This window comes from Alicyclobacillus sp. TC (assembly GCF_016804365.1).
Classification (GTDB): Bacteria; Bacillota; Bacilli; order Alicyclobacillales; family Alicyclobacillaceae; genus Alicyclobacillus_I; species Alicyclobacillus_I tolerans.
In genome coordinates this window covers 2,494,236-2,506,981 of the sequence record NZ_CP044434.1, presented here as the reverse complement: position 1 = coordinate 2,506,981, position 12,746 = coordinate 2,494,236, and the positions used below count along the sequence as shown (strand labels likewise).

Sequence of the window (12,746 nt, the reverse complement as noted above, 5' to 3'; positions counted from 1 at the left end):
TGAGAGTCGATTGGCTAGAGTAAACCTTTCGGCGGGGGTATCCTTTTTAAAATATTGTGCTACAGGTGTTGTCAATACCCTGGTATCTTATTTGGTTTTTTTGTTATTACGCCGCATAGGAGCTACGGCTGCTGTTTCCCTAGCCATAGGCTATGCCTCTGGAATGGTAACTTCTTATTTGCTCAATGCACTCTGGACATTTGCTCAACCTGTCAAGAGTGGAAGACAAGCGCTGCGGTTTTTAGTTGCTAATCTCTTTGTGTTATTGATCAGTGAAGCCTTATTGCAATGGATTATGCATCACATCACGCACGTGGCTGATGTCGCTCAAGCTATCAATCTTTTACCCACGACCTTGGTGGGCTTTTATATCAATCGAAGATATGTTTTTAAGGTGAATTCGAATCGTCTATCTCGTGATGAGAAAAATGACAATCATTTTTGGCTCTTTGGTCTGATCGCGTTCTTGCTTGTGGCTGTTCAGCGAACCATAGTTTTGTTTGGAGAATGGGAAGCTGCTAAAATTCACCATCTACCTGTTTCTGCTTATCAGCTCTGGGTAAAAGGCATGATTCACTGGGATGCGAGATGGTATTTGGAGATTGCCCAATTCGGTCACCAAAATATTGCGCAAACAGCATTTTGGCCGTTTTATCCATGGGTAATACGCTGGACCCATGAATGGACAAGCCTATCCTATCCGGTAGCAGCGATTGTTGTTTCACTGGTCTCTTTTTTCTTGGCCATTTGGGTTATGTTGTTGTGGGTGAATGGTTGGTTGGGTTTCAAAGCAGCGCTTTCTGCCGCAATTTTATTCTGTTTTTATCCTACATCCTTTTATTTCGATGCAGCTTACACAGAATCATTGTTTCTTTTATTGATGTTCTTGTCTGTAGAAGCATCTCGCCGCAATCGAATATGGTGGGCCAATATTTTTGCGTCACTGGCTACATTAACAAGAAACACGGGTGGATTAATAGGATTTATTTTGTTTTTTCAATATCTTCAAAACAAGCAAATGGATTTTCGTTTTTGGCTCCCGGTTTGGTGGAGAAAGCTAAGTTGGCAAGCTGTTGCTTTTTTGTTGCCATCCGCCAGTCTCTTGATTTACTGCTATCATCTCAAACAGCGTTTTCACTCATGGATGCCATTCTTGAAGGCCGAAAGAAAACATTGGCATCGTCAGTTTATGTGGCCCTGGAAAGCTTTCGCACACACTTTATATCTTTATCATCACCCTCGTTTAACAGTGATGCAACATCGATATATTGCCTTTGAATTAGCAGCTTTTTTAGTCATGCTCGTTCTTTTGGTGTCAAGTCTTGGACTTTTAGCTTGGCGTCGCCGTTTTACAGAGTGGGGGGTTTTATTATACATGCTCTCCGTCTCATTCATTACGTCAAGTGAGCCTTCTATGAACATTCCAGATTACTTGGTGTCACTGCCAAGATACGTCCTTATGTTGTTCCCAGGATTTGCGGCTATAGCCAAACTGCTTCGCTCCCTCGTCTTGTGTGTTTTGATTGCTGCTCTTTGCGCGATTGTTCTTGCATGGAAATCTGGTGTTTTTTTCCGTGGTATTTGGATAGCCTGATAGGCAGGGGAGGAAAGAGTCGTGTTACCGAAACAAGTTTCATCTGAATCGATATATGTAAAAACTCGACCTGCTAAACCGCTGGTATCCATTGTTCTTCCAGCCTTTAACGAAGAAGCCACCTTGCAAACTACAATCTCTCGTATCTCTGATGTCATGCAGAATTTAGACCTAACCTATGAGATAATCGTTGTCAATGACGGTTCGTCCGACCAAACCAAAACAGTGCTTGAAGATTTGGTAAAACGCCATACTGAAGTCAAAGCGATTCATTTTTCACGTAATTTTGGACATCAGATAGCAGTAACGGCTGGAGTCGATCACTCCATTGGTGATGTGGTTGTTTTGATGGATGCTGATTTGCAAGATCCTCCTGAGTTAATTGAGCAATTTTTAGAGAAATGGCGAGAAGGATACGATGTTGTTTATGCTGTTCGTCAAAAAAGAGAAGGCGAAAGTTGGTTCAAAAAAATAAGTGCCCATCTTTTTTATCGCGTACTTCGTGCTATGACTGACATTGATATCCCTATGGATACAGGTGATTTTCGTCTGATGAGTCGAGAAGTCGCATTAACCCTCTCAGCCATCCGGGAACGCCACCGCTTTATTCGCGGCATGATTGCCTGGATGGGTTTTCGACAAATTGGCGTTCCTTATGAAAGACAAGAGCGTTTTGCGGGAGAATCGAAGTATCCTTTGCGTAAGATGATCCGGTTTTCTATAGATGGTATTACTTCGTTTTCTTTCCGCCCTTTGCAGTTTGCAACACATGTCGGTGTGTTTGTCGCCTTTTGTGGTTTTCTCGGCATGCTCGCTGTCTTGTATGAAAAAATATTTACCCGCAATACGGTGCAAGGTTGGACATCACTGATGCTGGTGGTACTTTTTCTAGGTGGGATTCAGTTGATACTGCTTGGCGTGGTTGGAGAATATATTGGACGTATTTACGATGAAGTGCGTGGGCGTCCTATGTATATTGTGGAACAGAGAAGCAATCTCAATCATTCTGCACTTGAACAGGCCCAATCAATTAATAAAAATAGGGAATAAAGGAATAGGTTGATTATTCTAACATAGAGAACAGCGAATTTGCATAATTTTTGTCGATTTAGAGAAAATCATCTGATCTATTGTCTATAAAATTTGTTAAGATGTCGATGCATGCATCAGCGATTGTGAAATCGAGTTCAGAGTGTTGAGAGAGCGCTTTCTGCATGCGCGCGTAAAGTTAAATCCACCATCTTTACGCATCAATCATTATTGACAGGAGGGAAAGGAATGTCTGGTGTGGCGGTTGATACGAGAGAGCGCTGGACGAGCACAGACAGTTGGCTGTTTTGGTCATTCGGCCTCGGCATGCTACTGGAGAACTATATTTTTTCTCTCGCGCCAGTAGCTACTGGATGGGTAAAAGTACCTAAAGTGCTTGACCAACTCATGTTATCTTGGGCACCCATCTGGCTTATCATCGGAATTATCATTTTTGGTCCTATTGCCGATCGCTTTGGACGCAAGTCGACTTTTTATTTAACCATGGCTCTTTATGCGGTGGGCGGCATTATTTTGATTTTTGCTCATACGTATGTCTGGATTCTTATCGCTTTGGCTTTGCTTCTCCTTGCTTCCGGTGGTGAGATGAACACGATTATGGTGGCATCTCACGAAATGATGCCACGTTTGCATCGGAGTAAGACGATGATGATGGAATTAAACTTTATTAATCTTGGTGCTTTCTTGCTGGGTATTTTGGCAGTCATTTCATCAGCATGGAATTCATCGGAGACGTTTCAAAAATCTACAGTGGGCGTCGCTTTAATCATTGTTTTATTTGTTCTCTTTCTGGCTCGGACTCGCACACCGGAATCTATTCGCTGGCTCATGCGTCAAGGTAGAAGAGAACAAGCAGAGGCTGAAGCCATACGTTATTATGGTGAAGAACAGGGACGGATTCGCCTTGAACCCGTTCAAAAGCGAATAGAGCAGCCCTCTGATTCCATGCCTAAAAAACGTGTTTCGCTCGGTTTGCGCTTTTATGTCACGCTGACCACAGCGTTTGCCGGATCGGCCGGATTCGGCTTAATGACCTATACGCTGGCTCCCAACTTTTTTCCCAAATTGACGTCCACCATTATTTTGATAGCTGGTGCGACCGGATTTTTTTCTGGATTCTTTGGTTTGTTTGGAGACCGTTGGAGTCGCAAGAAGCTTTTACTCACAGGATATCTCGGTACGTTTATCATTACGGTTCTCATTTATTTTACCCTTGGTGCTTGGAGTAAAAGTCTGGCCTTGTTCATTATCTTGCTTGTGATTTTGAATGTGTTTGTCAACATTGGCTATTTGACAGAAGACGCGCTGAAAGGCGAGGTTTGGCCGACCCATCGTCGGGGAACATACACGGCTATTGTCCGCTTTGTGTCCATTGGTCTCTACATCCCCACTATCTATATCTCTTATGCAATCAGCCTCAAAGGCAACATGGTCATGAATATTATCATTTGGGCTATTGGCTTGACAGGCGCGCTGCTTTGGGTAGCTCGCGGTATTGAGACGGGTAAAGGTGTTTCTATTGAAGAGGCTTCTTTAGAATAAAAATTTGCGTCCGATAGTTTATTTGTAAAAAGCTATCATTGAATATGCTTTGGGACAAGGGAAAGATTGCCCTTAGTTCTGAAGCATTTTTTTGTTGATACATGTTCACGATAAAAGGTGTTCCAAACATAGGACGTTTATCTTCAGTTCGACAAAAATCACAAAACTTTTACGTCATCTTCACACAGTCTTTACAATTCCGTTTTACGATACAGATAGTCAGTCAGACCAAACATTCTGTTTGCACTCATATGAAGCGTATTTTTTGGCAATCTGGCTGATAACTAGGGGGAGGTGGAGGATTCTCGCGACGGGGTAAGCGCGGGAATCTATGAGCGAATGTCTCAAAACAACAGTTTGGTTGACGCGCTGAATGAAGCGCCGCTTGGCTTGTTTCACTTAAGAGCAGTCATTACAGCAGGGCTGGGATTTTTCACAGATGCTTACGATTTGTTTATCATTGGCGCCGCCCTTGTCCTGATTAAAAGTGAATGGCATTTAAACAGTAGCCAAGTGGGTCTTGTAGGAAGCGCTACTCTAATCGCCACATTTATTGGAGCGTTTGTCTTCGGAAGACTGGCAGATATATATGGTCGCAAGAAACTCTATGGGTTAGAAGCGGCAATTATGGGAATAGGAGCATTATTAAGCGCTTTTTCTCCAAATTTTATTTGGTTAGTTATTTTCCGTATCATTATGGGCATTGGCATAGGAGGAGATTATCCGGTCAGTGCGGTTATCATGTCGGAGTTCTCCAATACTAAAGACAGAGGAAAAACAGTCGGTCTGGTCTTTTCCATGCAAGCTTTGGGCACGATTGTTGGACCGATGGTTGCTATAACTTTAGTGGGTGCAGGAATTCAACATGATTTAGCTTGGAGAATTATGCTCGGTCTGGGAGCGATTCCGGCTTTAGCCGTTATTTATTTACGCCGTACACTTCCTGAATCACCAAGATTTGAAGCGCAGGTTAAAGGTCGTGAAGCGGAAGCAGCGAGTACCATGCGCAAATTCACCAATGGTACGGTGGATGCAAAATCGAACAGTTTAACAAAGAATGTGCAGCGTCTCACTTTCCGTCAATTTATAACCAATCCTCGTTTCCTCATCACGCTCATTGGTACGGCAGGTACATGGTTTGTATTTGACTATGCATACTATGGAAACACCATCTCCACGGGTGCCATTCTCAAACTTGTTTCTCCGCACATGTCCTTAATCCAAAATGAGGCCATCTCGCTCATGATTTTCTCAATTGCCGCAGTTCCTGGCTATGTGGTAGCCTTCCTAACTATGGATAAGATTGGTCACAAACGTCTGCAGCTCATTGGATTCTTTGTCATGGGACTGATGTTCCTCCTTATTGGAGTTATACCTGGAGTTACCAAAGATTTAATCCCATTTGTTTTGCTCTATGGGGTCAGCTACTTCTTTGCGGAATTTGGTCCGAATACAACAACTTTTGTCATGGCTGCAGAACTTTTCCCTGTTTCCCAGCGTACTACTGGACATGGTATATCAGCAGGTATTGCTAAATTTGGGGCGTTTATCGGTGTATTCATCTTCCCTGTTTTGAGTAGCCACCTAGGGCTTAGCGGAACGCTTGATATCACATTTGGGTTTGCGCTGGCAGGTATTTTATTGACACTGCTCTTACCAGAACCGGCAAACAAGTCTATGGAAAGTCTCACAGATATTGGTCAACCATCATCCGTTGCTAAAACGGTCTCAACAGGAGCTTAAGTTCCGCGCTCCACTGCTCAATCTTGTCATTGTTCAAAAACGAAAATTGTCTTGGCATGAGTGGAGTGATTCGCTTGTGCTTTTTTTTTCATTTGGAGAAGCCACTCAGGATGGTTACAATAGGAAGTAGTAAAGGAGTGGAGAAATTTATGGCAAAACAACGCGAAATTAAACTGGCAAGCAGACCGCAAGGCATGCCAAGTCAAGACAATTTTTTGTTTGAGACAGTTGAAATACCTGCTTTGCAAGCAGATGAGGTTCTTGTAAAGTCTCTTTATATTTCAGTTGACCCTTATATGCGTGGCAGAATGAATGAAGGAAAATCTTATGTGCCTCCCTATGCACTAGGTGAAGTTATTACAGGTGGCGTGGTAGGTCAAGTGGTGGAATCCAAGAATGACCGCTTTCAAACCGGGGATTTCGTCTTAGGTGAACTCGGCTGGCGGGAATTTAACGTAAGTAAGGGACGCTTGACGAAATTAAATCCGCAGCTAGCTCCACTTTCAGCCTTTCTCGGCGTATTAGGTATGCCTGGCTTGACAGCTTACTTCGGATTGTTGGATATTGGACAGCCTAAAGAAGGGGAAACAGTGGTTGTCTCTGGTGCTGCTGGAGCGGTAGGTATGATTGTTGGGCAGATTGCCAAATTAAAAGGATGCCGCGTAGTGGGTATTGCCGGATCGGACGAAAAAAATCAATATCTTGTTTCAGAACTTGGTTTTGACGCAACCATCAATTATAAAACATCACCTTCGATTCGTAAGGAACTAGCGGAGCTTTGTCCACAAGGAGTGGATATTTATTTTGACAATGTGGGAGGAGACATCACAGACGCGGTTTTTCTTCAATTGAATGACTTTGCTCGCGTTGCGCTCTGTGGGCAGATCGCTCTTTACAATACGGAAAAAGTTGAAGTGGGTCCGCGCATTCTGCCTATTCTCCTCGTTCGCAGAGCGTTGCTAAAAGGTTTTATTGTCAGTGATTATCAGCCTCAATACAGTGTAGCTATGCAGGAACTAGGGAAATGGCTTCAGGCAGGTCAATTGAAATATCGTGAAACCATAGTCGAAGGTTTTGAAAATATTCCTAAGGCTTTTTTAGGCCTGTTTCGCGGAGAGAATGTAGGAAAACAACTTGTTAAAGTGGCCGATCCGTTTTAAAACATGTCAGGCATTTGAAACAGATAAGTTTTCCAAACAATCCATATGAGTTCGGGGCAAATGGATGGAAAGGCGGTCATCTATCATGTGGACACGATTCTCGCTTTATCGAATTTTTGTTATCGTGAACATGAGTATCCGCTTTTCCCTGCAAATTTACTGGTTTTCCAAACGCCATCCAGAACCACGTGATGCAGCCGCGATGGAAGCGTGGGAACAATTGCTGGTGCGACAGGCCCGCGAATATCGGTCCATAGCGCTATCACTGCAGGGATTATGGATTAAAATTGGTCAATTTCTCAGTACACGTGCAGATTTGTTGCCTGATGTATTTTTGCACGAGTTGGACAATCTGGTTGATCAAGTGCCACCTGTACCTTGGCAGCAAGTCGAGAAAGTAATGCGAGAAGCTTGGCATGGCGATATCAGCAGTGTGTTAGCAGACGTGGAACACCATTCTGTCGCTTCCGCTTCTATCGGCGTTGTTTATCGTGGGAAATTGCATGATGGTACCGAGGTGGCGGTGAAGGTCCGCAGACCGGGTATTGACCGGATTATTCGTGCGGATTTTCGAGCGATTCGTATTGTCATTTTTCTTATGAAAAGATTTCGTCGTTTTCGCAAGATGGCGGATTGGTCAGCGCTCTATCGCGAACTTGTACTTGTCATTCGCGATGAACTGAACTTCCGCAAGGAAATGGAAAATGGCCAATATTTTCAAGATAAATATGCGGAACGTAAAGATATTCATATTCCACGCTACTATCCTGAGTTTACAACCCGTTCTGTGCTGGTTATGGAATGGATGGAAGGAGCGAAAGTTTCAGATATCGATTTTCTCGAAGCGCATGGACTCAATCGTAAAGAATTGGCAGAACGGTTGTTTAATGCTTACGCAGAACAAATTTTTTTCGGCGGCAAATTCCATGCAGATCCCCATCCGGGTAATCTGTTAGTACAGAGTGACGGAACCATTGTCTTTCTTGATTTTGGTATGGTAAGTTCATTAAGATCGGAAGATGCTGCGCATATTCGTTCTTTGGTTGAAGGCATACTTCTCAACAACATGGATCAAATTATTGACGCATTAGAAGCGTTGCGCTTTCTGTTACCTAACGCGAATCGTCGTGAATTGTCACGAGCAATTTCCGATTTGATTTCGCTTTACCAAAGGCAGAGCATAGAACGTTTTGATGAAACGGTACTGGAAGAAATTTTAGTAGATATTCAAGCTGTGATACAACGTCAGCCTATTCAATTGCCGGCAGAATTTGCGTTTTTAGGCAGGGCGCTTTCGACGTTTGTCGGTGTCTTGCATATCCTTTCGCCCGGCATTGATATTGTAGCGCTCGGTAAACCCATTGTTGAGAGCTGGATTCAAGGACGAGGCAAAGATGAGAATCAGGAAACAGGGCAAGGTATATCTTGGCTTCGACTTGCTCAAACCTATTTGGCGCCATTGACGCGATATCCTGGCCTGGTCGAAGAAGCGCTTAAAACTCCGAAAGAGCGCTTGACGTTTGAACGTTTTCAATTCCATTATTCTCTCGTCGAACGTGCTCTTGCAAGACAGATGCTGTACAGTTTTCTGCTGCTCTTCGTTTCTTTTGTGGCACTGATGCTCAGTCTCTGGTTCAAACAAAGGGTTGCAGAAATTATTGCATGCGCTATGATGGGATTGAGCCTGTTATGGCTGTTTATCGTTTGGCGAAAACAGCAAGGCTGGTTAAAAAATATTGCAGAGCGCCATTTTCCGGACAGGTAGGAGATGCGTATGAATGACAAAGAGCGCGTTCTGAAACAGGCCAAGCAGCCTCTTGGACCGGTAGAAGTGAAGGTTGAAGGCTTGGAAGATGGATATCGTCTCACATTTCGCGCCAATCCAGAAAGAATTCGTACGGACAGGCGTGTAGCAGGTTCATTTATAGCATTTTTGTCACAGGTCGATCGCGCTGGCATTCGCTTGCCGTTTTTCTTTCGCTGGTTGCTGCGTTTTTGGAAACGATATAATCAAAAATAGAGCTGAGAAAAGAATAGAGAATCATTCAATTTTAAAAAAACACTCCTATTGGAAGGAGTGTTTTTTTTAGACGTACATCAGGTTGATCCAGATGCTTCATCATAGAAGCATGCTTGGAAAACCTCAATAGTTGACTATACATCAAAATATTATATAATTTTAATATTATGAACTGGAGGGAAATCGATGAAAAAATTCTTGCTGAGTTCAACTGTTCTTGTTGCTATTTGGTTGACGGGATGTGGTACACCATTGACTGCAAAATCGCAAATAGCTACCCATACAACTTCTACGATAGGCAAGAGTTCTATCACTACAGAGGCCACTCAAAATGCCTCATTCTCGTAGGAATGGGAATAATGATGCTGGCTGGACGTGGATTCGAACTGAACACTGCGAAATATACTGGCGGTCTCGGTAAAAGAATAAAAGTAGGGTCTGCTTGGTCGCTGTTTACTTATGGCATATTCTTTGCTATAGCATCGATAGGCTGTACGTTCCCAGTATTTTTAATGCTTGTATCTCAGTCTATCATGTTTGGAAAGTTTGAACAGGGATTATCACATTTTGTCTTATATGCTCTGGGTATGGGTCTTGTGGTTGTGACGATTTCTGTTTTGGCTCTTATTTCAAAAACATATCTTGTCAAAAGACTACGCCAGATATTGCCTTGGGTCACTCGAATCAGTGCGATCATGATGATAAGCGCTGGATTATATGTTATATATGACTGGCTATTTGGCCACCATTTGATTTAAGAGAATAAAATTTGTATTGGCTCCTCTTTTATATTAAAATATTAAAATATAATTATTCAAAAAAGAAACTGAGACGATTTTTAGGTTTGTGCAAGCAGGAATATAACAATGAATCATAATAGGAGGAGGATATTTTTTGGAAGATAAAAAGAATGGTTCGTGGTGGAGTGTTTTGGGCATTTTGTCTCTTTTGATTGTGCCGTTGATTTGTTGTGGGGGACCACTGATTGCTGGGATTTTGGGGGCGACAGGTGTGGGACTCTTCATTACGGGGTTCCTCAAAAATTGGCTGCTTGCTGGTGTGATTGGAATCGTCCTTGTGATGGGTATCGTAATCTTTGTGAAACAACGAAATAAGCGTAAAGCGGCTTGTCACTGTGATGTCAAACTCTCCAGTCCTCTTACAAGCGCAAAGGATGCTAACTTAAGCAATCATCACAGTACGAACAAGACTTAATACGAAGCTTTTTCTTCATTCCGGTGTTTTGTTTTCCTCTTTTTAGGGCGATATATCTCAAATGTCGGGAGTGGTTATAAATGTCTGACAATAACGAATGGAGAGTTCGTTTAAAAATACGAGGCATGACTTGTACAGACTGTGAAAATCACGTCAAATCTGCCTTATTGCGTGTCGGAGCGAAAGATGTATCCGCAAATTTTCGGCGTGGAGAAGCAACTTTTCAGGTTAAAGATAAAGAAAGCCTCGAAGAGGCCAAACACGAAGTTTCCAATATAGGTTATATGCCGGGTGATGAGGAAATCTTAAATATGTCGGAGCGTATTCCAGAAATTGCGCCGGGAAATGATGAATATGATTTGCTCATCATTGGATCAGGAGCATCAGCGTTTTCTGCAGCGATTCAAGCAGTTGGGTATGGGGCGAAAGTAGCCATGGTGGAACGTGGCACCATTGGCGGAACCTGTGTGAATATTGGCTGTGTCCCATCCAAGACGATGTTGCGAGCGGCAGAAATTCATCATATGGCTATGCATAACCCGTTTCATGGGCTAAATACGTCAACAGGTGCAGTTGATTTAGTAAAGCTGATAGTTGACAAGAATGAGCTTGTAGGGGAGCTTCGCCAGCATAAGTATATTGATTTGATTGATGAATACGGGTTTGATCTCATTCAAGGGGAAGCACGGTTCGTAGATGAAAGGACCGTGGAAGTCAACGGCCGCCAAATCACAGCACGCAACTTTCTGATTTCGACTGGTGCTTCTCCTGCAGTCCCGAATATTCCTGGTCTTTACGAAGTCGATTATCTGGTAAGCACGACGGCTCTTGAACTACAGAAGCTTCCAAAGCGACTTGCTGTCATCGGATCAGGCTACATCGCCATGGAGCTGGGACAAATGTTTCACAATCTCGGTTCTGAAGTGACCTTGATGCAAAGAAGTGCCCGTGTATTGAAGTCGTACGAACCGGAAGTCTCACAGGCGATCACCGAGGCACTCACGGAGCAGGGTATGAAAATCATCACCAGTGCGACGTTTAACAGAGTCGAACAAGTCGGGGATATCAAGCGGGTTTACATTACGGTAGGTGGTCATGAGCAAGTCGTTGAGGCCGAAGCTCTGCTCATTGCAACGGGACGCAAACCGAATACGGATTCCTTAAACTTGGAGGCTGCCAAGGTGAAGTTGGGGGATCGCGGTGAAGTGATTGTGAATGAATATCTGCGTACGAGCAATCATTGGATTTATGCGGCTGGAGATGTTACGATGGGGCCACAGTTTGTGTACGTGGCTGCGTATGAAGGCATGATTGTGGCAGAAAACGCAATTACTGGTGCCGAGAAAAAAATCGACCTCCGTGTCGTCCCAGGTGTGACATTCACTAACCCATCCATTGCAACAGTCGGCTTGACTGAAGAGAAAGCAAAGACTGAAGGGTTTGACGTGATGACGTCCGTATTGCCTTTGGATGCGGTACCACGAGCTTTGGTTAATCGAGAAACGACGGGAGTGTTCAAAATCGTAGCGGATTCACAAACACGGAAGATTCTGGGTGTCCACGTGGTTGCTGAGAATGCTGGTGACGTTATCTATTCTGCTCTGTTGGCTGTGAAATTTGGACTTACCATTGATGATTTGCGGTCAACACTTGCTCCGTATCTGACAATGGCAGAAGGGTTGAAACTTGCGACACTGACATTTGATAAAAACGTATCAAAGCTTTCCTGCTGTGCAGGGTAATATAAAACCTATTTTGTAGATGCTAACCTCCGAAATTCTTTGCAAGATTCACTTCAATAAGATTAAAGTATTATAATATCTTTAGAACCTTGAGCATCAATAATTTATGCCATTCATTGAATATAAGGGGATAGTTGAAATGGCGGATACTAGCTCTCCGTATCAGGAGTCTGAAAATATATTGCAAACAGAAATATACGCAAAATTTTTTCATGGTTTGTCAAATTCAACACGACTTCGCATTGTTGAGTTGTTACTAGCTGGGGAGAAAAGTGTCAGCCAGTTGGTCGAAATGATAGGCGCCACGCAGAGCCAGGTTTCAAACCAGTTAGCTTGCTTGAAGTGGTGTGGATATGTTACTTCTCGACAAAATGGCAAGTATGTGTTGTATCGGATTTCAGATGAGCGAGTGAGTGCGATTTTAAGACTTGCCAAAGAAATTGTGGCGGATAATGCAGAACATATTCGTAGTTGTACGCGTATGTAGCTGACAGAATTGAATATAAAAATCCCATGGTCATCGAAGAGAGTCAACCTTGTTTAGCCAAGGCTTTGACTCTCTTTTGACGCTTCACTTAAAGATTGGAATCCCTTTGTAAAATCAGACTGTCTTATAAATTATATATACGGTATAATATAAATAATGGTGTGAAAAAGCTTGATTCAAGTCGAGTGATGAG

12 protein-coding genes are annotated in these 12,746 nt (G+C 43.2%); all 12 read left to right on the top strand.

The window, feature by feature from the left end:
• The first annotated feature begins 10 nt into the window (after nt 1-10).
• The 12 genes from FY534_RS12320 (at nt 11) to FY534_RS12265 (ending at nt 12,553) form a co-directional block, all read left to right on the top strand.
• The gene (locus FY534_RS12320) at nt 11-1,594 is read left to right on the top strand and encodes a GtrA family protein (protein ID WP_203114715.1); all 1,584 of its coding nucleotides are present in this window, start codon (nt 11-13) and stop codon (nt 1,592-1,594) included.
• An 81-nt stretch (nt 1,595-1,675) separates the two neighbouring features.
• Nucleotides 1,676-2,644 carry a glycosyltransferase family 2 protein gene (locus tag FY534_RS12315; RefSeq protein ID WP_203115628.1) on the top strand — a complete coding sequence of 323 codons (969 nt, stop codon included), beginning with the start codon at nt 1,676-1,678 and terminating at the stop codon, nt 2,642-2,644.
• A 228-nt stretch (nt 2,645-2,872) separates the two neighbouring features.
• Entirely contained in the window at nt 2,873-4,186 is a 1,314-nt protein-coding gene (locus FY534_RS12310; RefSeq protein WP_203114714.1) for an MFS transporter, read from the top strand.
• Nucleotides 4,187-4,480: 294 nt separating this feature from the next.
• Nucleotides 4,481-5,929 carry an MFS transporter gene (locus tag FY534_RS12305; RefSeq protein WP_203114713.1) on the top strand — a complete coding sequence of 483 codons (1,449 nt, stop codon included), beginning with the start codon at nt 4,481-4,483 and terminating at the stop codon, nt 5,927-5,929.
• Nucleotides 5,930-6,078: 149 nt separating this feature from the next.
• A complete protein-coding gene (locus FY534_RS12300; RefSeq protein ID WP_203114712.1) occupies nt 6,079-7,089 on the top strand; it encodes an NADP-dependent oxidoreductase in 1,011 nt (336 codons plus the stop codon).
• An 85-nt stretch (nt 7,090-7,174) separates the two neighbouring features.
• Nucleotides 7,175-8,854 carry an ABC1 kinase family protein gene (locus tag FY534_RS12295; RefSeq protein WP_203114711.1) on the top strand — a complete coding sequence of 560 codons (1,680 nt, stop codon included), beginning with the start codon at nt 7,175-7,177 and terminating at the stop codon, nt 8,852-8,854.
• A 9-nt stretch (nt 8,855-8,863) separates the two neighbouring features.
• The gene (locus tag FY534_RS12290) at nt 8,864-9,109 is read left to right on the top strand and encodes a hypothetical protein (RefSeq protein WP_072875080.1); all 246 of its coding nucleotides are present in this window, start codon (nt 8,864-8,866) and stop codon (nt 9,107-9,109) included.
• Nucleotides 9,110-9,295: 186 nt separating this feature from the next.
• Nucleotides 9,296-9,457, top strand: a complete 162-nt coding sequence (locus FY534_RS12285; protein ID WP_165612024.1) for a hypothetical protein — start codon at nt 9,296-9,298, stop codon at nt 9,455-9,457.
• Nucleotides 9,458-9,468: 11 nt separating this feature from the next.
• Nucleotides 9,469-9,867 (top strand): cytochrome c biogenesis protein CcdA, encoded by a 399-nt coding sequence (locus FY534_RS12280; protein WP_238413553.1) that lies wholly within the window; start codon nt 9,469-9,471, stop codon nt 9,865-9,867.
• Nucleotides 9,868-10,003: 136 nt separating this feature from the next.
• Nucleotides 10,004-10,324: a hypothetical protein gene (locus FY534_RS12275; protein WP_203114709.1), complete on the top strand. Its 321-nt coding sequence runs from the start codon at nt 10,004-10,006 to the stop codon at nt 10,322-10,324.
• An 80-nt stretch (nt 10,325-10,404) separates the two neighbouring features.
• Nucleotides 10,405-12,066: a mercury(II) reductase gene (gene merA / locus FY534_RS12270; protein WP_203114708.1), complete on the top strand. Its 1,662-nt coding sequence runs from the start codon at nt 10,405-10,407 to the stop codon at nt 12,064-12,066.
• A 139-nt stretch (nt 12,067-12,205) separates the two neighbouring features.
• Entirely contained in the window at nt 12,206-12,553 is a 348-nt protein-coding gene (locus FY534_RS12265; RefSeq protein ID WP_203114707.1) for an ArsR/SmtB family transcription factor, read from the top strand.
• Nucleotides 12,554-12,746 lie beyond the last annotated feature (193 nt).